We start from the raw sequence: 19482 nt of genomic DNA on the forward strand, positions 1-19482 counted from the left end.
TGATGACTCAACCGTTGGCGGGAGCGAAATCAGTGGGCACTGAGAACGAGCTGGATATTCGTGGTTTGTTTCGCGTGTTATGGCAGGGCAAACTGTGGATTGTGGGGATTGCCCTGGGGTTCGCGCTGTTAGCGCTTGCCTACACCTTCTTTGCAAAACAAGAGTGGAGCGCCACGGCGATCACAGACCGACCAACGGTGAATATGCTTGGAGGCTACTACTCCCAGCAGCAATTCCTGCGTAATCTTGATATCAAGGCCAATCTGGCGACCCCGGATCAGGCTTCGGTGATGGATGAATCCTACAAAGAGTTTGTGATGCAGCTGGCGTCGTGGGATACACGTCGCGATTTCTGGTCCCAGACGGACTACTACAAGCAGCGCATGGTCGGTAACAGCAAAGCGGATGCCGCGCTGCTGGATGACCTGATTAATAACATTCAGTTTATGCCTGGCGATGTGCTCCGTAACGTTAGCGACAGCGTGAAGCTGATTGCGGAAACGGCGCCGGACGCCAATAACCTGTTGCGTCAGTACGTTGCTTTTGCCAGCCAGCGCGCGGCCAGTCATCTGAATGACGAGCTGAAAGGCGCCTGGGCTGCGCGTACTATTCAGATGAAAGCGCAGGTCAAACGCCAGGAAGAGGTCGCTAAGGCCATCTTCGCCCGTCGCGTACATAATATTGAGCAGGCGCTGAAGATTGCGGAACAGCACAATATTTCCCGTAGCGAAACGGATGTTCCGGCTGACGAACTCCCGGATTCAGAAATGTTCCTTCTTGGTCGCCCAATGCTTCAGGCACGTCTGGAAAATATCCAGGCCGTTGGCCCTGACTTTGACCTTGATTACGACCAAAACCGCGCCATGCTCAATACGCTCAACGTCGGTCCAACGCTGGACCCGCGTTTTCAGACCTATCGTTATTTAAGAACGCCTGAAGAGCCTGTAAAACGCGATAGTCCGCGTCGCGCATTCCTGATGATCATGTGGGGGATTGTGGGCGCACTGACTGGCGCTGGCGTAGCGTTATTGCGTCGCCGCACAAACTAAGAACGCCGTCTACGATGAAGGCTGCGGCCTTCATCGTCTAATCGAAGAGAATCGATGTGAAAGTACTAACCGTATTTGGCACCAGGCCGGAGGCCATCAAGATGGCGCCTCTGGTTCATGCGCTGGCCAGAGATCCTGATATTGAAGCGAAAGTGTGCGTGACTGCCCAGCACCGTGAGATGCTCGATCAGGTCTTAACCCTCTTTTCTATCGTCCCGGATTACGATCTCAATATAATGAAACCGGGACAGGGACTGACGGAAATCACCTGCCGTATTCTGCAAGAATTAAAGCCTATTCTGGAGTCGTTCAAGCCGGATGTGGTGCTGGTGCACGGCGACACCACCACCACCGTGGCGACCAGCCTGGCCGCGTTCTATCAGCGTATCCCCGTTGGTCATATTGAAGCGGGTCTGCGTACCGGCAATCTCTATTCCCCGTGGCCGGAAGAGGCCAACCGTACGCTCACCGGTCACCTGGCGATGTACCATTTTGCGCCAACCGAGAACTCACGTCAGAACCTGCTGCGCGAAAATATCAGCGACAGCAAGATCTTCGTCACCGGCAATACGGTCATTGATGCGCTGATTTGGGTGCGTGATCGCGTGCTGGCTAACAGCGAGCTTCAGGCAGAACTTGCTGCGCGCTATCCGTTCCTGAACAACGGCAAGAAAACGATTCTGGTGACGGGCCACCGCCGCGAAAGCTTTGGCCGTGGCTTTGAGCAAATATGCCACGCGCTGGCTGAAATCGCCGCGCAGAACGAGGATGTGCAGATTGTCTATCCGGTGCACCTCAACCCGAACGTCAGCGAACCGGTCAACCGTATCCTGGGCCACGTGGAAAACGTGCTCCTGATCGAGCCGCAGGACTATTTGCCATTTGTCTGGCTGATGAACCACGCCTGGCTGATCCTGACCGATTCTGGCGGCATTCAGGAAGAGGCGCCCTCCCTCGGTAAGCCGGTACTGGTGATGCGTGAAACCACCGAACGCCCGGAAGCGGTTACTGCCGGTACCGTGCGTCTGGTTGGAACGGATCCGCGTCGTATTGTCGAAGAGGTCACGCGCTTACTGCATGACGATGAAGAGTATCAGGCGATGAGCCGGGCCCACAATCCGTACGGTGACGGGCAGGCTTGTGGTCGTATTTTGCACGCACTTAAACACAATCGGGTAACGCTATGAGTTTTTCTACCATCTCTGTTGTTGGTCTTGGCTATATCGGGCTGCCTACTGCGGCGGCCTTTGCCTCTCGTCAAAAGCAGGTCGTTGGCGTAGATATCAACGCGCACGCGGTGGAAACCATCAACCGTGGCGAAATTCATATCGTGGAGCCCGATCTCGATCGTGTGGTGAAAAAGGCGGTGGACGGTGGCTTCCTGCGCGCCAGCACCACGCCGGTAGAAGCCGATGCGTACCTGATTGCGGTTCCAACGCCCTTTAAAGGCGATCATGAGCCTGACATGGTTTACGTCGAGGCGGCGGCAAAATCCATTGCGCCTGTGCTGAAGAAAGGGGCGCTGGTTATTCTTGAGTCCACTTCACCTGTTGGGGCTACCGAGCAGATGGCGCAGTGGCTGGCCGAGGCGCGTCCCGATCTTAGCTTCCCGCAGCAGGCGGGCGACCAGGCCGATATCAATATCGCCTACTGCCCTGAGCGCGTACTGCCAGGCCAGGTGATGGTGGAACTGATTAAAAACGACCGCGTGATTGGCGGCATGACGCCAGTCTGCTCCGCGCGCGCCAGCGAGCTGTATAAAATTTTCCTTGAAGGCGAATGTGTGGTGACCAACTCCCGCACCGCCGAGATGTGCAAACTGACCGAAAATAGCTTCCGCGACGTTAACATCGCGTTTGCGAATGAACTGTCATTGATTTGCGCCGATCAGGGGATTAACGTCTGGGAACTTATTCGCCTTGCCAACCGTCACCCCCGCGTGAACATCCTTCAGCCGGGGCCGGGCGTGGGTGGGCACTGCATCGCGGTCGATCCGTGGTTTATCGTGGCGCAGAACCCGGAACAGGCACGCCTGATTCGCACCGCACGCGAAGTAAACGACCACAAACCGCACTGGGTTATCAACCAGGTCAAAGCCACGGTCGCGGATTGCCTGGCCGACAGCGGCAAACGCGCCAGTGAGCTGAAAATTGCCTGCTTTGGTCTGGCATTCAAACCGAATATTGACGATCTGCGCGAAAGCCCGGCGATGGAAATTGCCGAAATGATCGCTGCCTGGCACAGCGGTGAAACGCTGGTGGTTGAGCCGAATATTCATGCGCTGCCGGCAAAACTTGCCGGTCACTGCACCCTTACCGCCCTGGATGACGCGCTGGCGACGGCGGATGTGCTGGTGCTGCTGGTGGATCACAATGCGTTCAAAGCGGTTTCCGGTGATGCCGTACGTCAGCAGTATGTTGTTGATACCAAAGGCGTGTGGCGTTGAGTATCCTCAACGGCGTGCTGGAGTCCCTTGAGTGGGAAAGCGCATTCTTTGCGCGTCCCTCAGCGATAGTGCGTCTGCGCGACAATGCCCCTGCGTTGCAGGAAGCAGACTTCAGCGCCTGGCAGCGCGTACAGGCTAAGATCCCGGCGGACCGCGCCGATCTGCTGGACGCCCTCCAGCAGCACGGATTCCGGCTGGTCGAGGGTGAGGTTGATCTCTCTGTTACCGTGGCTCTCCACGCCTCACCGGGCGCGGAAATTGCAACGGAGCAGGATATCCCCGCGCTGCGCAAGATGGCGGCGCTGGCCTTCGCTCAGAGCCGTTTCCGGGCGCCCTGGTATGCGCCCGATGACAGCGGCCGCTTTTATGCCCAGTGGATAGAGAATGCGGTCAAAGGTACGTTTGACCATGTCTGTCTGGTGTTCCGTACTGCCGGGGGGCAGATTCAGGGTTTTGTTTCGCTTCGCAGGCTCAACGAGCACGAGGCGCGCATCGGTTTGTTAGCCGGGCGCGGCATGGGCGAGAAACTCATGCAGGCGGCGCTGCACTGGGCGGAGCAACAACAGGTATCGACGCTGCGGGTCGCAACCCAGATGGGCAACACCGCTGCGCTTAAACGTTATATTGCGAGTGGTGCCAGCATCGACGCCACCGCCTACTGGTTATACAGGTGACAAGATGATTCCATTTAACGCGCCTCCCGTTGTGGGCACTGAACTTGATTACATGCAGTCTGCTATGGGCAGCGGCAAGCTCTGTGGCGATGGCGGTTTTACCCGCCGCTGCCAGCAGTGGATGGAGCAACGTTTTCACAGTGCCAAGGTACTGCTGACGCCGTCCTGTACCGCATCGCTTGAGATGGCGGCGCTGTTGCTGGATATCCAGCCCGGCGATGAAGTGATCATGCCGAGCTACACCTTCGTCTCCACGGCGAACGCGTTTGTCCTGCGCGGGGCGAAAATAGTGTTTGTGGATATCCGTCCGGATACTATGAACATCGACGAAACGCTGATTGAAGCGGCGGTCACCGATAAAACGCGGGCGATTGTGCCGGTGCATTACGCGGGCGTGGCCTGTGAGATGGACACCATCATGGCCATCGCTAAAAAGCACAACCTGTTTGTGGTGGAAGACGCCGCGCAGGGCGTGATGTCCACCTACAAAGGGCGCGCGCTGGGCACCATTGGCCATATCGGCTGCTTTAGCTTCCACGAAACCAAAAACTACACCGCAGGCGGCGAAGGCGGCGCGACGCTGATTAACGATCGTGCCCTGGTGGAGCGTGCGGAAGTGATCCGTGAAAAAGGGACCAACCGCAGCCAGTTCTTCCGCGGTCAGGTGGATAAGTACACCTGGCGCGATATCGGCTCAAGCTACCTGATGGCGGATTTGCAGGCCTCGTATCTCTGGGCGCAGCTGGAAGCGGCAGAGCGCATCAATCTGCAACGCCTCTCCCTGTGGCAAACCTACTACGACGCGCTGGAGCCGCTGGCAAAAGCCGGACGTATTGAACTGCCGACTATTCCGGCAGACTGCATCCACAACGCTCACATGTTCTACATCAAGCTGCGCGATAACGACGATCGCAGCAAGCTGATTGCCTGGCTGAAAGAGGCGGAAATTATGGCGGTATTCCACTATATTCCGCTGCACTCCAGCCCGGCTGGCGAAGCCTTCGGGATGTTTGCCGGTGAAGACCGCTACACCACCAAAGAGAGCGAACGTCTGCTCCGCCTGCCCCTGTTCTACAACCTCGCGCCGGTGAACCAGCGTACGGTGATCAATTCGCTTCTGAGTTATTTCGCCTGATATGTCTCTGGCAAAAGCGTCGGTGTGGACGGCAGCGTCCACGCTTGTAAAAATTGGCGCCGGGTTACTGGTCGTCAAGCTGCTGGCCGTCTCATTTGGTCCGTCAGGCGTTGGGCTGGCAGGGAACTTCCGCCAGCTGGTCACGGTGCTTGGCGTGCTGGCGGGAGCCGGGATATTCAATGGCGTCACCAAATACGTCGCGCAGCATCATGACGATGCCGAAAAGCTCCGCACGGTGGTGGGCACCTCCTCTGCTATGGTGCTGGGCTTCTCTACGTTGCTGGCCGTCGTCTTTTTGCTGGCGGCGGCACCCATCAGCCAGGGGCTGTTCGGACACACGCATTATCAGGGGCTGGTGCGCCTGGTGGCGCTCGTTCAGATGGGGATCGCCTGGGCAAACCTGCTGCTGGCGCTGATGAAAGGCTTCCGTGATGCCGCCGGGAATGCGCTGGCGCTGATCCTCGGCAGCATCATCGGCGTTATCGCCTACTACTTTTGCTATCGGCTGGGCGGCTATGAAGGCGCGCTGCTGGGGCTGGCGCTGGTGCCTGCGCTCGTTGTCATTCCGGCAGCGTTTATGCTGATGCGCAGAGGCAATGTCCCGCTGAATTACCTGAAACCGCAGTGGGACAAGATGCTGGCGGGGCAGCTAGGAAAGTTTACCCTGATGGCGCTCATCACTTCAGTAACGCTTCCCGTTGCCTACGTGATGATGCGAAACCTGCTGGCAGCGCATTACAGCTGGGATGAAGTGGGGATCTGGCAGGGCGTGAGCAGCATTTCAGATGCTTACCTCCAATTTATTACGGCTTCCTTTAGCGTCTATTTACTGCCAACCTTATCGCGCCTGACTTCCAGGCAGGATATTACCCGCGAGATTTTTCGCTCCCTGCGTTTTGTATTGCCGGCGGTTGCGATCGCCAGCTTTACCGTCTGGTTACTGCGTGATTTCGCCATCTGGCTGCTGTTTTCGGCGAAGTTTACCGCCATGCGCGATCTGTTTGCCTGGCAACTGGTCGGCGATGTGCTGAAAGTGGGGGCATACGTTTTCGGCTATCTGGTGATTGCGAAGGCTTCGCTGCGGTTGTATATCCTGGCAGAGATCGGCCAGTTTGCGCTGCTGACGGCATTTTCTCACTGGCTGATCCCCACCCACGGTGCGCTGGGGGCGGCTCAGGCCTATATGGCAACTTATATCGTTTATTTCGCTGCCTGTTGCGGCGTATTTTTACTTTGGCGTAAACGCGCATGACTGCACTGATACACATACTGGGATCGGATATCCCGCATCATAACCAGACCGTTCTGCGGTTCTTCAACGATGAACTGGCATCCGGCACGCCCGATGCGCGCGAGTTTATGGTCGTTGGACGCGATAACGGCCTGAGCGCGGCGTGTCCGGCATTGCACATCACCTTCTCGCCAGACAAAGCGGCCCTGACCAAAGCCGTTGTCGCGAAAGCCAAAGCGGACCGAAGCCAGCGTTTCTTCTTCCACGGACAATTCAATACCGGGCTGTGGCTGGCGCTGTTAAGCGGCGGGATAAAACCTTCCCAGTTCAGCTGGCATATCTGGGGAGCGGATCTCTACGAAGTCTCCCACGGCTGGAAGTTCCGTCTTTTCTATCCGCTGCGTCGTCTGGCGCAGGCGCGCGTGGGCTGCGTTTTTGCTACCCGTGGCGACCTCAACTATTTTGCTCAACAGCACCCGAAGGTTCGCGGGGAACTGCTCTATTTTCCGACCCGTATGGATCCGGCACTGAATACCATGGCGAATGACGCGGTTCGTGAGGGCAAACTGACTATCCTGGTGGGAAATTCCGGCGATCGCAGTAACGAGCATGTCGCGGCGCTGCGGGCGGTGCATCAGCAGTTTGGCGATACGGTGAACGTGGTGGTGCCGATGGGCTATCCCGCCAATAACGACGCCTACATCGATGACGTTCGCCAGCAGGGGCTTGGGCTGTTTAGCGCGGAAAATCTGCACATTCTCAGCGATAAGCTGGAATTTGATGACTATCTCGCGCTGCTGCGAAAATGCGATCTGGGCTATTTCATCTTTGCCCGTCAGCAGGGGATTGGTACGCTGTGTCTGCTGATTCAGGCGGGCGTACCGTGCGTGCTCAACCGCGAAAACCCGTTCTGGCAGGACATGGCCGAACAGTATATTCCGGTGCTGTTTACCTCTGACACGCTTAATGTCGAGGTGGTACGGGAAGCGCAGCGTCAGCTCACGCTGGTGGATAAAAATAGCATCGACTTTTTCAGCCCGAACTATCTCACGCCGTGGCACCGCGCGCTGCGTATTGCTTCAGGAGACAACGCATGAGCCAGTTGCAATTTAGCGGCTTGCTGGTGGTCTGGCTGCTGAGCACGCTGTTTATCGCCACGCTCACATGGTTTGAATTCCGGCGCGTACGTTTTAACTTCAACGTATTCTTCTCGCTGCTGTTTTTGCTGACCTTTTTCTTTGGCTTCCCGTTGACCAGCATCCTCGTGTTCCGCTTTGATGTTGGCGTCGCTCCGCCGGAAATCTTGTTGCAGGCGCTGCTCTCTGCGACCTGCTTCTACGCGGTGTATTACATCACCTATAAAACGCGCCTGCGCGCGGCGAAAGACACCACACCCCGTCGTCCGCTGTTTACCATGAACCGGGTAGAAACCCATCTGACGTGGGTTATGCTGATGACCATCGCCCTCGTCAGCGTGGCGATTTTCTTCATGCATAACGGCTTTTTACTGTTTAAGTTGCAGTCCTATAGCCAGATTTTCTCCGCCGAAGTCTCCGGCGTCGCGCTCAAGCGTTTCTTCTATTTCTTCATTCCGGCGATGCTGGTGGTCTTTTTCCTGCGTCAGGACAGCAAAGCCTGGCTGTTCTTCCTGGTCAGCACCGTCGCATTTGGCATTCTGACCTACATGATCGTCGGCGGCACCCGCGCCAACATCATTATCGCCTTCGCGATTTTCCTGTTTATCGGCATTATTCGCGGCTGGATCTCGCTGTGGATGCTGGCGGCGGCAGGCGTCTTTGGCATTGTGGGGATGTTCTGGCTGGCGCTGAAGCGCTACGGACTGAACGTGGCCGGCGACGAAGCGTTTTATACCTTCCTGTATCTGACGCGCGATACCTTCTCGCCGTGGGAAAACCTGGCTTTACTGCTGCAAAACTACGACAAAATCGAATTCCAGGGGCTGGCGCCGATTGTTCGCGATTTCTATGTCTTTATACCGACGTGGCTGTGGCCCGACCGTCCCGGTATTGTCCTGAATACGGCGAACTACTTTACCTGGGAAGTGCTGAACAACCATTCGGGCCTGGCGATTTCCCCAACCCTGATTGGCTCGCTGGTAGTGATGGGCGGAACGTGGTTTATCCTGCCGGGCGCGATCGCGGTCGGGTTGATAATAAAATGGTTCGACTGGCTATATACGCTGGGTAACGAAGAGACCAACCGCTACAAAGCCGCTGTTTTGCACAGTTTCTGTTTCGGTGCCATTTTCAATATGATCGTTCTGGCGCGCGAGGGACTGGATTCGTTCGTCTCACGCGTGGTGTTTTTTATGGTCGTTTTCGGTCTCTGTCTGCTGCTGGCAAAACTGCTGTACTGGTTGTTTGACAGTGCAGGGCTTGTGCACAGACGTGAGCCACAGGGCAGCACAACGCTGTCGCAAGTCTGAGTAGGGATTATCATGACGGATACAACTTCAGCCCCGCGTTATGCGCTGCGTGGGCTACAGCTTATTGGCTGGCGTGACATGCAACACGCGCTGGATTTCCTGTTCGCGGACGGGCAGATGAAATCGGGCACGCTGGTGGCCATCAACGCAGAAAAAATGCTGGCGGTTGAAGATAATGCGGAAGTGAAAAGCCTGATTGAAGCCGCGGAGTTTAAATATGCCGACGGTATTAGCGTGGTGCGTTCAATTCGTAAAAAGTTTCCTGACGCTAATGTGTCTCGCGTGGCGGGTGCTGACCTTTGGGAGCGACTTATGGAACGCGCAGGCGCTGAAGGCACGCCGGTATTTTTGATTGGCGGCAAACCAGAGGTGCTGGCGCAGACCGAACAAAAGCTGCGTAGCCAGTGGAATGTTAACATCGTGGGCAGCCAGGATGGCTATTTCAGGCCGGAAGATCGCCAGGCGTTATATGAGCGCGTGCGCGACAGCGGGGCGAAAATTGTCACTGTCGCCATGGGGTCGCCGCGGCAGGAAATTCTGATGCGCGATTGCCGTCTGGTCAGCCCGGATGCGCTCTATATGGGCGTTGGCGGCACCTACGACGTCTTTACCGGCCACGTTAAGCGGGCGCCCAAAGTCTGGCAAAACCTGGGGCTGGAGTGGCTCTACCGCCTGCTCTCTCAACCGACGCGTATCAAACGACAGATTCGTCTGCTGCGCTACCTCGCCTGGCACTACACCGGGAAAATGTAATCAATATGCAGCGCGATCTGCTGTTCGCGCTGCAACCCCCCCTGTAAAACTGCTGGATTTCTGTACAATGCATTCATTTTTTTAATGCATTGTTTGCCATTTGCCAGAATTTAAGAAACCATTCGCTCCGTATTTCAGTACCCCTCAAAACAATACCCGGCAATAAGTCGGGAAACAGCAAACACAACCGAGGATTTATGGCAGAGAAAAAACCGGAGCTTCAGCGTGGGCTGGAAGCTCGACATATTGAATTGATCGCGCTGGGCGGCACTATCGGCGTTGGCCTGTTTATGGGCTCGGCAAGCACGCTGAAATGGGCGGGGCCTTCCGTCCTGCTGGCGTATATTATTGCCGGGCTGTTCGTCTTCTTCATCATGCGCTCAATGGGCGAAATGTTGTTTCTGGAGCCGGTAACGGGCTCTTTCGCCGTTTACGCCCACCGTTATATGAGCCCGTTCTTTGGCTATCTCACGGCCTGGTCGTACTGGTTTATGTGGATGGCCGTCGGGATTTCGGAGATCACCGCCATCGGGGTCTACGTGCAGTTCTGGTTCCCGGAGATGGCCCAGTGGATACCCGCGCTCATCGCCGTAGGGCTTGTGGCGCTGGCGAACCTTGCCGCCGTTCGCCTTTACGGTGAAATCGAGTTCTGGTTTGCGATGATCAAAGTCACCACCATTATCGTGATGATTGTTGTGGGTCTGGGTGTCATCTTCTTTGGTTTCGGTAACGGCGGGCACGCGATTGGTTTCGGTAACCTGACCGGACACGGCGGCTTCTTTGCCGGCGGCTGGAAAGGCTTCCTGACCGCGCTCTGTATCGTTGTCGCCTCTTATCAGGGCGTTGAGCTGATCGGCATTACCGCAGGTGAGGCGAAAAACCCGCAGGTCACGCTGCGTAGCGCGGTAGGCAAGGTGCTGTGGCGTATCCTGATTTTCTATGTGGGCGCGATCTTCGTTATCGTGACCATTTTCCCATGGAACGAGATCGGCACCACCGGCAGCCCGTTTGTCTTAACCTTCGCTAAGATTGGCATCACGGCGGCGGCCGCCATTATCAACTTTGTGGTGCTGACGGCGGCGCTCTCCGGCTGTAACAGCGGGATGTACAGCTGCGGGCGTATGCTTTACGCGCTCTCGCAAAACAAACAGCTGCCGGCGGTGATGGGTAAAGTCTCCCGCGTGGGTGTACCGGTGGCGGGCGTAGCGGTGTCGATTGTGATTCTGCTGATTGGCTCTTGCCTGAACTACATCATCCCGAATCCGCAGCGCGTGTTTGTTTACGTCTATAGCGCCAGCGTGCTGCCGGGAATGGTACCGTGGTTTGTCATTTTGATTAGCCAGCTGCGTTTCCGACAGGCGCACAAAAAAGCGATCGCCAGCCATCCGTTCCGCTCCATTCTGTTCCCGTATGCGAACTATTTGACGATGGCGTTCCTGATTTGCGTATTAATTGGAATGTACTTTAATGAAGATACCCGCATGTCGCTGTTTGTCGGGATGATCTTCCTGGCTGCCGTCACAGCTGCATATAAACTTTTTGGCCTGGGCCGCCGTGGCTCCGCCCATAAAGTGGAGGAATAAGCGGCAAAATGTGCAAACCATAACCAAACGCGCATTTTTTTCAAAAAAGCACTAGACAGCGGGGACGGAGGTACGTAATATCCAGCCCCGCAACGGCGCTAAGCGCCCGTAGCTCAGCTGGATAGAGCGCTGCCCTCCGGAGGCAGAGGTCTCAGGTTCGAATCCTGTCGGGCGCGCCATTTTAGTCCCGGCGCTAGAGCTGCGGTGGTCTGAGAAGTAGTCAGAACCGCGTGAAAGAATACAGTGGTGGCTATAGCTCAGTTGGTAGAGCCCTGGATTGTGATTCCAGTTGTCGTGGGTTCGAATCCCATTAGCCACCCCATTATTGAAAGAGTTGTGAATTGCGAAGGTGGCGGAATTGGTAGACGCGCTAGCTTCAGGTGTTAGTGTTCTTACGGACGTGGGGGTTCAAGTCCCCCCCCTCGCACCACGACTTTTAATGAGTTGAACTAAAAATTCAAAAAAGCAGTACATCGGCGAGTAGCGCAGCTTGGTAGCGCAACTGGTTTGGGACCAGTGGGTCGGAGGTTCGAATCCTCTCTCGCCGACCAATTTTGAACCCCGCTTCGGCGGGGTTTTTTGTTTTCTGCGTTTTTTATCCTGTAGCCTTTCCCCGACAACACTCTATATCCTTGTCGCGATTCAGCGACATATAACCCGTTAATATTAAAGAATTTATTATTTTACCTCTTAACCTGTCTCCTGGTGACGACATATCGCCGCCTTCAGCGCGATGTTGTATGGCTTCAGGCGGTTCTAAACAGCATAATTTCCTTTTATCTTAAAATGTTGCGCGATGTAAAAGTTCTGCGTGTAAACCTGGCACATTACATGCAATAATATGCGTGTAGATGCTCATTCCATCTCTTATGTTCGCCTTAAGGCCTCATAAACTCAGGAATGACGCAGAGCCGTTTACGGTGCTTATCGTCCACTGACAGATGTCGCTTCGGCCTCATCAGACACCATGGACACAACGTTGAGTGAAGCACCAAATATGTTGTCTTACAGACCTGTTTTAACGCCTGCTTTTATAGCAGGCGTTTTTTTATGGGCGTAAAAAAGGAGGCCATCTGGCCTCCTGTTAATTACTGCTGCGTTCCGTTATTTTGCAACGTCAATAACAGCCCATCACGGCGCATAGCTGCGGCCTCTTCCGGCTTATGCTGCTTGTCCAGCGAATCAGCAAGCCAGGCGTAATCAAATGCGTCCGGACGTTGCTTCAGCGCGGCGCGGAAGGCGAGACTCGCCTCCTGCCACTCGCCGTGTTTCATCAGAGACTGGCCCAGCGTACTCCACAGCAGCGGACGATCGCCCACGGTTTTGATCTGCTGGCGCAGTGCTTTTTCAATTTGTTCCGGATTGTTGGTTTTCAGACGCGGGATGACCATCACCAGGCGGTCATCATACTGTCGCTTGAGACCGTCGAGGAGGATCTCCTGCGCGGTGTCATGGTCGTCACACTCAATCAGATGTTCTGCCATCGCCACCTGAAGAGGAACCTGCTGGCGCGTTTTACGGCTCTGGTTTTTCCACCAGGTTTTCAGGCCGTCGCTGCCGAGATCGGCGCGCGCCTGATCCATCAGGCCAATCCAGGCCAGACGCTGAAGTTCATCACGATGTTCATCATCGCCCACGTCGGCTTTCGCCATGGAAGGGATAATGTCCAGCAGCGAGCCCCAGGCACCGGTCCGAATATATGCCTGCTCAGCCAGACGCAGCACTTCCGGGTGACGAGGGGTAATTTCCAGCAGACGGTCAACGCCGTGACGGGCGGCATGGTTTTCATTGCGCGCCAGTTGCAGACGAACGCGGGTGATCTCAACCGGAATCGGATCTTTAGTAGAGAGCTCAGACGCGCGTTCAAGATGCTGATTGGCGCGGGCCTCATCGCCTCGCTGTTGCGCCGCCTCAGCGGCCAGCAGATAGTTAACAACCGGTTGTTCTGCATGGTCGGCATTTTTCGACATCAGCTTTTCAACCTGCTGATAGTCGCCTTCGGCCAGCTTCAGCAACGCTTGCTCGGTCTGCTTGCGGGCGCGACGGCGCTTACGGCCAACGAACCAGCCGCGCGTATGTACGCCGGTACGGAAAATACGACGCAGGAGCCACTCCACTGCCAGCAGAACGACCACACCCAGGATCAGAATAATTACCAGCCCTGTTACGCTGGTTTCGATATTGTAGTTATCGGTCTGGATCAATACATAACCCTGGTGACCCGCGAGCATCGGCCCCAGTACAATCCCGGCGATCAGCAGGATGAAGAGTAAGAAGACTTTTAGCATCATTACTCTCCTTGCGGCGCGCTTTCAGGCGCTGGCGCGGCGGCAGGTGCTTCAGCCGGACGCTCTGCCGGAACGCCCGGCTGGGCCAGCAGGTTACGCACGCGCGTCTGCATGAGCTTCTCCAGAATCGGCTGGCTTTCCAGCTTGTCCGGCACGTTCATGGTGATGTTTTGCTGGCTCAGCTTGTCGATATCCTCAAGGAACGCGGTCGTGGTTGCGTCATTGGTATCGTAGTAAGCACGTACCCAGGTTGAAACGTTATCCAGCGCCTGTTTGTAGGTCTCTTCCTGGTGACGCGGTACGGCCTGGGCAGCCACCAGCAGGCGGGAGCGGATGTTTTCACGCAGATAGACGTCCTGGTTCGGCGCCAGCAGCGGCACGGCAGTTTCATCGCGGCGGCGAATGGTAATAAAGCTGTCCATAAAGTTCTGCCAGCTCTTTTGCAGGTTGATACGCCATTCGCTCAGGGAGCTGGACAGCTCGGTGCCGTCAGAATCCATCGGGGAGTCATCGTCGTTATTATCGGCCAACTGAAGGTTATCAATCTGGTTGGAGAGCTGATTTACCTTAAGGATGATACCATCGTAATCGACCTGAGAAACCGCGGACAGGCTGGCGATATCTTCCGTAATAGCGCGGCGAGCGTTGATGAGGCTCGGATCGTTCATGTCCGCCAGGCTTGCGTCGGCGCTTTTCAGCAGCGCGGCGGCGGTGGTGACATCCTGATCGCTCCAGAGCTTGCGCCCGGCCAGTTTCACCAGAAAATCGGCCTGTGAAAGTAGCCAGGTTTTGGCATCGGTTCCCGAAATTGTGGCGACTTTTTCCTGCACTTCGCTCAGCTGTTTGGTCAACTCTTCACGTTTGCTATTCGCGTCGGCGAGGGCGGCAGCCTGCTGTTTGATCACGCCTTCCAGCTCAGCTTTTTGCGTCTCCTGCGCTTTCTGTAGGGCAGTGATTTGGTTAACCAGCGCGTCGCTGGTGGCCGTCTGGTTGGTGCCTTGTTTCTTCACCAGTCCGTAGAGTCCCACGCCTGCGGCCAGCGCAATCGCGATGGCAATCACGCTCAGCGTGAGGCTGGTTTTGTTGCTGCCGTTTTTCTTCTCAACGGTTGTGTCTGTCGTCTCTGGCTGTGACGTGGTGTCCACAGTCTCCCTGGTCTCTTCAACCACGGCGGAGGATTTTTCGTGTTCCGTCATTATGGCTTCCCATTTGAGAGTTATTGTAATGCGCGCAGCAGCGCATCGTTGTCGGCGTTTTCAGCGATCCGAATATCCTGCCAGCCCAGTTCCCGGGCGTGGTTCGCCAGACGCTCACTGACGACCAGAAGCCGACAGCGGAGTAACCAGTTTTCGCGATACCAAAGCGGAATCAGCGACCAAAGCTGTTGTAACATTTCACCGCTGGTGACCACCAGCGTATTAATACCGCGGGCGTGCCAGCGCATTGCTTCTTCCGCGCCATCATAGTGTTTCGCACAGCGCTGATAGCACTCCACAAACGTCACGTCTGCGCCGCGTTCGCGCAGCGTTTCGCCCAGCAGTTCGCGGCCACCGTTGCCGCGCAAAATGAGCGCGCGCTTTCCGGCAATGGTTTGTAATTCAGGTAATTGTAGCAAGACTTCGCTGATTTCCCGATCTAACGGGTAACGAACATCGATTCCGCTCGCGGTATGTAAGGCCAGCGCCGTGGTGCGCCCGATGGCGAAATAGCGGGGGGCGTGAGGCCAGCTAACGGCATGCTGTTGCAGCTGCGCATGGGCAAACTCCACGGCATGCTGCGACAGCGCAAAGAGCAGATCGCCTTCCTGCAAGAGACGCATCTGGTCAGCGAGCTCAGGCAGCTCGCGACCGGGGGAGAATTCAATCAGCGGAAAACTCCAGGCCACCTGCCCCAGTGCGCGCAGACGGCTCACTAACTGCTCTCCTGCGGGAGAAGGGCGGGTGACAAGTATGCTCATGCAGGGGGCTCTCCGTTATAGACCTCGGCCAGAATTTCACGCGCGCCGTTATTCAGCAGCTCTTCCGCCAGCGATACGCCAAGCTCCTCGGCATCTTGCGGTTTGCCGCGACGTTCACCGCGAACCATCTGCGAGCCGTCCGGCGCGCCAACCAGCGCACGCAGCCACAGCTCACCGTCAGTTAATTCAGCATAGCTGCCAATTGGCACCTGACAGCCTCCTTCGAGGCGAGTATTCATCGCGCGCTCGGCTTTTACGCGAACGGCGGTATCGTCATGATTCAGCGGCGCGAGCAGTGCCTGAGTGCGCGCATCATCCAGACGACACTCAATGCCAACGGCGCCCTGGCCGACGGCGGGCAGCGACAGCTCCGGCGGCAACGCGACGCGAATACGTTCTTCCAGCCCCAGGCGTTTCAGGCCCGCAACCGCAAGAATAATGGCATCGTAGTCGCCGTTATCCAGCTTGCCAAGACGTGTGCCGACGTTCCCGCGCAGCGAACGGATCACCAGATCCGGGCGACGTTCAGCCAGCTGACACTGGCGGCGTAAACTTGACGTGCCGACCACGCTGCCTGCCGGCAAAGCATCGAGCGAGTCATAGCGATTAGAGACAAACGCATCGCGCGGATCCTCGCGTTCGCAGATGGTCACCAGCCCCAGCCCTTCCGGGAACTCAACGGGCACATCCTTCATCGAATGCACGGCGATATCGGCGCGGTTCTCAAGCAATGCCAGCTCCAGCTCTTTGACAAACAGACCCTTTCCGCCCACTTTGGCCAGCGGCGTATCAAGAATGACATCGCCACGCGTGACCATTGGCACCAGCTCAACGCGTAATCCGGTGTGGCAGGCTTCCAGGCGCTGCATAACATAATGTGCCTGCCAGAGCGCAAGAGGACTTTGGCGTGTGGCAATTCTCAAAACATTGTCTAACATGCTTGTTACCGTCATTATCAATCGCTAACCATCCTAACATTGTTGACACTCGGATGGCAGTTTTACGGTTGATGAAGAGTGAGAGGGACAGGGCGGCGTATTAGTCAGCCATCGCCGTATTCAGGAATTTACACGTACAGAACGGTGCTACACTTGTATGTAGCGCATCTTTCTTTACGGTCAACCGGCAAGGTGTTAAATTGATCACGTTTTAGACCATTTTTTCGTCTGTACCACCAGAAAAGCAAAAGGCGAAAAAAGGGTAACGGTTATTTTTTGAAATACTGCGGGTCCGCTGCTTTTTGTGTTCTGACTGGCGTGCGACACCCGGAAACATCAGGCGATACGTCTTGTACCTCTATATTGAGACTCTGAAACAGAGACTGGATGCCATCAATCAATTGCGTGTGGATCGCGCGCTTGCTGCCATGGGCCCTGCTTTCCAGCAGGTATACAGTCTACTGCCAACATTGTTGCACTATCACCATCCGCTGATGCCGGGTTACCTTGATGGTAACGTTCCCCAGGGCATTTGCCTCTTCACGCCTGATGAAACCCAACAGCATTACCTGACTGAACTTGAACTCTACCGTGGTATGCCGCCGCAGGATTCGCCGAAAGGCGAGCTGCCGATTACCGGGGTTTACTCCATGGGCAGCACGTCATCGGTTGGGCAAAGTTGCTCTTCTGACCTGGATATCTGGGTCTGCCATCAGTCCTGGCTCGACAATGAAGAGCGCCAGCTGTTGCAGCGTAAATGCAGCCTGCTGGAGAGCTGGGCGGCGTCGCTCGGCGTGGAAGTGAGCTTCTTCCTGATTGATGAAAACCGTTTCCGCCATAACGAAAGCGGCAGTCTGGGTGGTGAAGACTGCGGCTCGACTCAGCACATCCTGTTGCTGGATGAGTTTTACCGTACTGCCGTTCGCCTGGCCGGGAAACGTATTCTGTGGAATATGGTGCCGTGCGATGAAGAAGAGAATTATGACGACTACGTCATGTCGCTTTACTCGCAGGGCGTTCTGACGCCAAACGAGTGGCTGGATCTGGGCGGCCTGAGCTCCCTGTCCGCCGAAGAGTACTTTGGCGCAAGCCTCTGGCAGCTTTATAAGAGCATTGATTCACCGTACAAAGCGGTGCTGAAAACCCTGCTGCTGGAAGCCTACTCCTGGGAATACCCCACGCCGCGCCTGCTGGCGAAAGATATTAAACAGCGTCTGCACGACGGGGAGATCGTCTCCTACGGTCTTGATGCCTACTGCATGATGCTGGAACGCGTCACCGAATACCTGACAGCCATTGAGGACGCCACGCGTCTTGACCTGGTGCGTCGATGTTTCTATCTCAAAGTCTGTGAAAAACTGAGCCGCGAACGCGCCTGCGTGGGCTGGCGTCGTGAAGTCGTCAGCCAGTTAGTCAAAGAGTGGGGATGGGACGAAGAGCGTCTCGCCATGCTCGACAACCGCGCCAACTGGAAGATCGATCAGGTGCGTGAGGCGCACAACGAACTGCTTGATGCGATGATGCAGAGCTACCGCAACCTGATCCGCTTTGCCCGCCGTAACAACCTTAGCGTTTCTGCCAGCCCACAGGATATCGGGGTGCTGACCCGCAAACTGTACGCCGCGTTTGAAGCGTTGCCGGGCAAGGTAACGCTGGTTAACCCACAGATTTCGCCTGACCTGTCTGAACCGAATCTGACCTTTATCTACGTGCCGCCGGGCCGCGCGAACCGCACCGGGTGGTATCTGTACAACCGTGCGCCAAGCATGGATTCGATCATCAGCCATCAGCCGCTGGAATATAACCGCTACCTGAACAAGCTGGTGGCCTGGGCCTGGTTTAACGGCCTTCTCACCTCACGTACCCGGTTGTTTATCAAAGGCAACGAGGTGGTCGATTTAGCCAAGTTGCAGGAGATGGTGGCGGATGTCTCGCACCACTTCCCGCTGCGTCTGCCTGCGCCGACGCCAAAAGCGCTCTACAGCCCGTGTGAGATTCGCCATCTGGCGATCATCGTCAACCTGGAATACGACCCGACGGCGGCCTTCCGTAATCAGGTGGTTCACTTTGACTTCCGCAAGCTGGACGTCTTTAGCTTTGGCGAGCAGCAAAACTGCCTGGTGGGCAGCGTGGATCTGCTGTACCGCAACTCGTGGAACGAAGTGCGTACCCTGCACTTTAACGGCGAGCAGGCGATGATCGAGGCGCTGAAAACGATCCTCGGCAAGATGCACCAGGACGCCGCGCCGCCGGACAGCGTGGAGGTGTTCTGCTACAGTCAGCACCTGCGCGGCCTGATTCGTACCCGCGTTCAGCAGCTGGTGTCTGAGTGCATCGAACTGCGTCTCTCCAGCACCCGACAGGAAACCGGGCGCTTTAAAGCGCTACGCGTCTCCGGCCAGACCTGGGGGCTGTTCTTTGAGCGCCTGAACGTGTCGGTGCAGAAGCTGGAAAACGCCATTGAATTCTACGGTGCGATTTCACACAACAAACTGCATGGCCTGTCGGTTCAGGTGGAAACCAATCACGTTAAGCTGCCGCAGGTGGTGGATGGCTTTGCGAGTGAAGGGATTATTCAGTTCTTCTTCGAAGAGTCGGGCGATAACGCCGGGTTTAACATCTACATTCTGGATGAAACCAACCGTGCCGAGGTGTATCACCACTGCGAAGGCAGCAAAGAGGAGCTGGTGCGCGACGTCAGCCGCTTCTATTCGTCCTCGCACGATCGCTTTACCTACGGCTCAAGCTTTATCAACTTCAACCTGCCGCAGTTCTACCAGATTGTGAATGTGGATGGGCGAGCGCAGGTGATCCCGTTCCGTACGCAGGCGATTACCCCGGCGGCGCCCGCTAACCAGGAAACTGCGCCGCTGTTGCAGCAGTATTTTTCCTGAGGCTTTTCGCCGGGTGGCGCTATCGCTTATCCGGCCTACGGTCCGAGTCGCTGTTGCCGGGTGGCGCTGACGCTTACCCGGCCTACGT

15 protein-coding genes and 4 tRNA genes are annotated in these 19482 nt (G+C 56.2%); 15 read left to right on the forward strand and 4 right to left on the reverse strand.

Going from position 1 to position 19482, the window contains the following annotated elements; genetic code table 11:
- The first annotated feature begins 2 nt into the window (after nucleotides 1-2).
- The 14 genes from wzzE to ACOTX5_RS16885 all read left to right on the forward strand — a co-directional run bounded on the left by wzzE (nucleotide 3) and on the right by ACOTX5_RS16885 (nucleotide 11868).
- Nucleotides 3-1049 carry an ECA polysaccharide chain length modulation protein gene (gene wzzE, locus ACOTX5_RS16820; protein WP_017693953.1) on the forward strand — a complete coding sequence of 349 codons (1047 nt, stop codon included), beginning with the start codon at nucleotides 3-5 and terminating at the stop codon, nucleotides 1047-1049.
- A gap of 56 nt (nucleotides 1050-1105) precedes the next feature.
- Nucleotides 1106-2236, forward strand: coding sequence for a non-hydrolyzing UDP-N-acetylglucosamine 2-epimerase (gene wecB / locus ACOTX5_RS16825; RefSeq protein WP_006812390.1), 1131 nt, complete (start codon nucleotides 1106-1108; stop codon nucleotides 2234-2236).
- Nucleotides 2233-3495, forward strand: a complete 1263-nt coding sequence (gene wecC, locus ACOTX5_RS16830) for a UDP-N-acetyl-D-mannosamine dehydrogenase (protein ID WP_015570020.1) — start codon at nucleotides 2233-2235, stop codon at nucleotides 3493-3495. Before wecB ends, wecC begins: the two co-directional genes overlap by 4 nt.
- Nucleotides 3492-4169 (forward strand): dTDP-4-amino-4,6-dideoxy-D-galactose acyltransferase, encoded by a 678-nt coding sequence (gene rffC, locus ACOTX5_RS16835; RefSeq protein ID WP_032646798.1) that lies wholly within the window; start codon nucleotides 3492-3494, stop codon nucleotides 4167-4169. The genes wecC and rffC overlap by 4 nt, the downstream gene beginning before the upstream one ends.
- Nucleotides 4170-4173: 4 nt before the next feature.
- Nucleotides 4174-5304 carry a dTDP-4-amino-4,6-dideoxygalactose transaminase gene (gene rffA / locus ACOTX5_RS16840; protein ID WP_045910944.1) on the forward strand — a complete coding sequence of 377 codons (1131 nt, stop codon included), beginning with the start codon at nucleotides 4174-4176 and terminating at the stop codon, nucleotides 5302-5304.
- A gap of 1 nt (nucleotide 5305) precedes the next feature.
- The gene (gene wzxE / locus ACOTX5_RS16845) at nucleotides 5306-6556 is read left to right on the forward strand and encodes a lipid III flippase WzxE (RefSeq protein WP_017383597.1); all 1251 of its coding nucleotides are present in this window, start codon (nucleotides 5306-5308) and stop codon (nucleotides 6554-6556) included.
- Nucleotides 6553-7632: a TDP-N-acetylfucosamine:lipid II N-acetylfucosaminyltransferase gene (locus tag ACOTX5_RS16850; protein ID WP_045910943.1), complete on the forward strand. Its 1080-nt coding sequence runs from the start codon at nucleotides 6553-6555 to the stop codon at nucleotides 7630-7632. The genes wzxE and ACOTX5_RS16850 overlap by 4 nt, the downstream gene beginning before the upstream one ends.
- Nucleotides 7629-8981 (forward strand): ECA oligosaccharide polymerase, encoded by a 1353-nt coding sequence (wzyE, locus tag ACOTX5_RS16855; RefSeq protein WP_045910942.1) that lies wholly within the window; start codon nucleotides 7629-7631, stop codon nucleotides 8979-8981. Before ACOTX5_RS16850 ends, wzyE begins: the two co-directional genes overlap by 4 nt.
- Before the next feature lie 12 nt (nucleotides 8982-8993).
- The gene (wecG, locus tag ACOTX5_RS16860; protein ID WP_015570015.1) at nucleotides 8994-9734 is read left to right on the forward strand and encodes a lipopolysaccharide N-acetylmannosaminouronosyltransferase; all 741 of its coding nucleotides are present in this window, start codon (nucleotides 8994-8996) and stop codon (nucleotides 9732-9734) included.
- Nucleotides 9735-9931: 197 nt separating this feature from the next.
- Entirely contained in the window at nucleotides 9932-11317 is a 1386-nt protein-coding gene (thrP, locus tag ACOTX5_RS16865) for a bifunctional threonine/serine APC transporter ThrP (RefSeq protein ID WP_017693946.1), read from the forward strand.
- 102 nt (nucleotides 11318-11419) lie between these two features.
- Nucleotides 11420-11496 (forward strand) — tRNA-Arg (locus tag ACOTX5_RS16870).
- Nucleotides 11497-11563: 67 nt separating this feature from the next.
- Nucleotides 11564-11639 (forward strand) — tRNA-His (locus tag ACOTX5_RS16875).
- A 21-nt stretch (nucleotides 11640-11660) separates the two neighbouring features.
- Nucleotides 11661-11747 (forward strand) — tRNA-Leu (locus ACOTX5_RS16880).
- 44 nt (nucleotides 11748-11791) lie between these two features.
- Nucleotides 11792-11868 (forward strand) — tRNA-Pro (locus ACOTX5_RS16885).
- Between the two features lie 537 nt (nucleotides 11869-12405).
- Here the strand turns inward: ACOTX5_RS16885 and hemY are convergent.
- From hemY to hemC, 4 genes are read right to left on the reverse strand one after another with little or no spacing between them, the layout of a single operon-like run.
- Nucleotides 12406-13605 (reverse strand): protoheme IX biogenesis protein HemY, encoded by a 1200-nt coding sequence (gene hemY / locus ACOTX5_RS16890; RefSeq protein ID WP_026080629.1) that lies wholly within the window; start codon nucleotides 13603-13605, stop codon nucleotides 12406-12408.
- A gap of 2 nt (nucleotides 13606-13607) precedes the next feature.
- Nucleotides 13608-14801: a uroporphyrinogen-III C-methyltransferase gene (hemX, locus tag ACOTX5_RS16895; RefSeq protein WP_015570012.1), complete on the reverse strand. Its 1194-nt coding sequence runs from the start codon at nucleotides 14799-14801 to the stop codon at nucleotides 13608-13610.
- 20 nt (nucleotides 14802-14821) lie between these two features.
- Nucleotides 14822-15562, reverse strand: coding sequence for a uroporphyrinogen-III synthase (hemD, locus tag ACOTX5_RS16900; protein ID WP_017383593.1), 741 nt, complete (start codon nucleotides 15560-15562; stop codon nucleotides 14822-14824).
- Entirely contained in the window at nucleotides 15559-16500 is a 942-nt protein-coding gene (gene hemC / locus ACOTX5_RS16905; protein WP_045910941.1) for a hydroxymethylbilane synthase, read from the reverse strand. The genes hemD and hemC overlap by 4 nt, the downstream gene beginning before the upstream one ends.
- Before the next feature lie 350 nt (nucleotides 16501-16850).
- Here hemC and cyaA point away from each other — a divergent pair, with 350 nt between their 5' ends.
- Entirely contained in the window at nucleotides 16851-19394 is a 2544-nt protein-coding gene (cyaA, locus tag ACOTX5_RS16910) for a class I adenylate cyclase (protein ID WP_017383591.1), read from the forward strand.
- Nucleotides 19395-19482 lie beyond the last annotated feature (88 nt).

The organism is Enterobacter cloacae complex sp. IR5441 (assembly GCF_049238215.1).
GTDB classification, from domain to species: Bacteria; Pseudomonadota; Gammaproteobacteria; order Enterobacterales; family Enterobacteriaceae; genus Enterobacter; species Enterobacter hormaechei_C.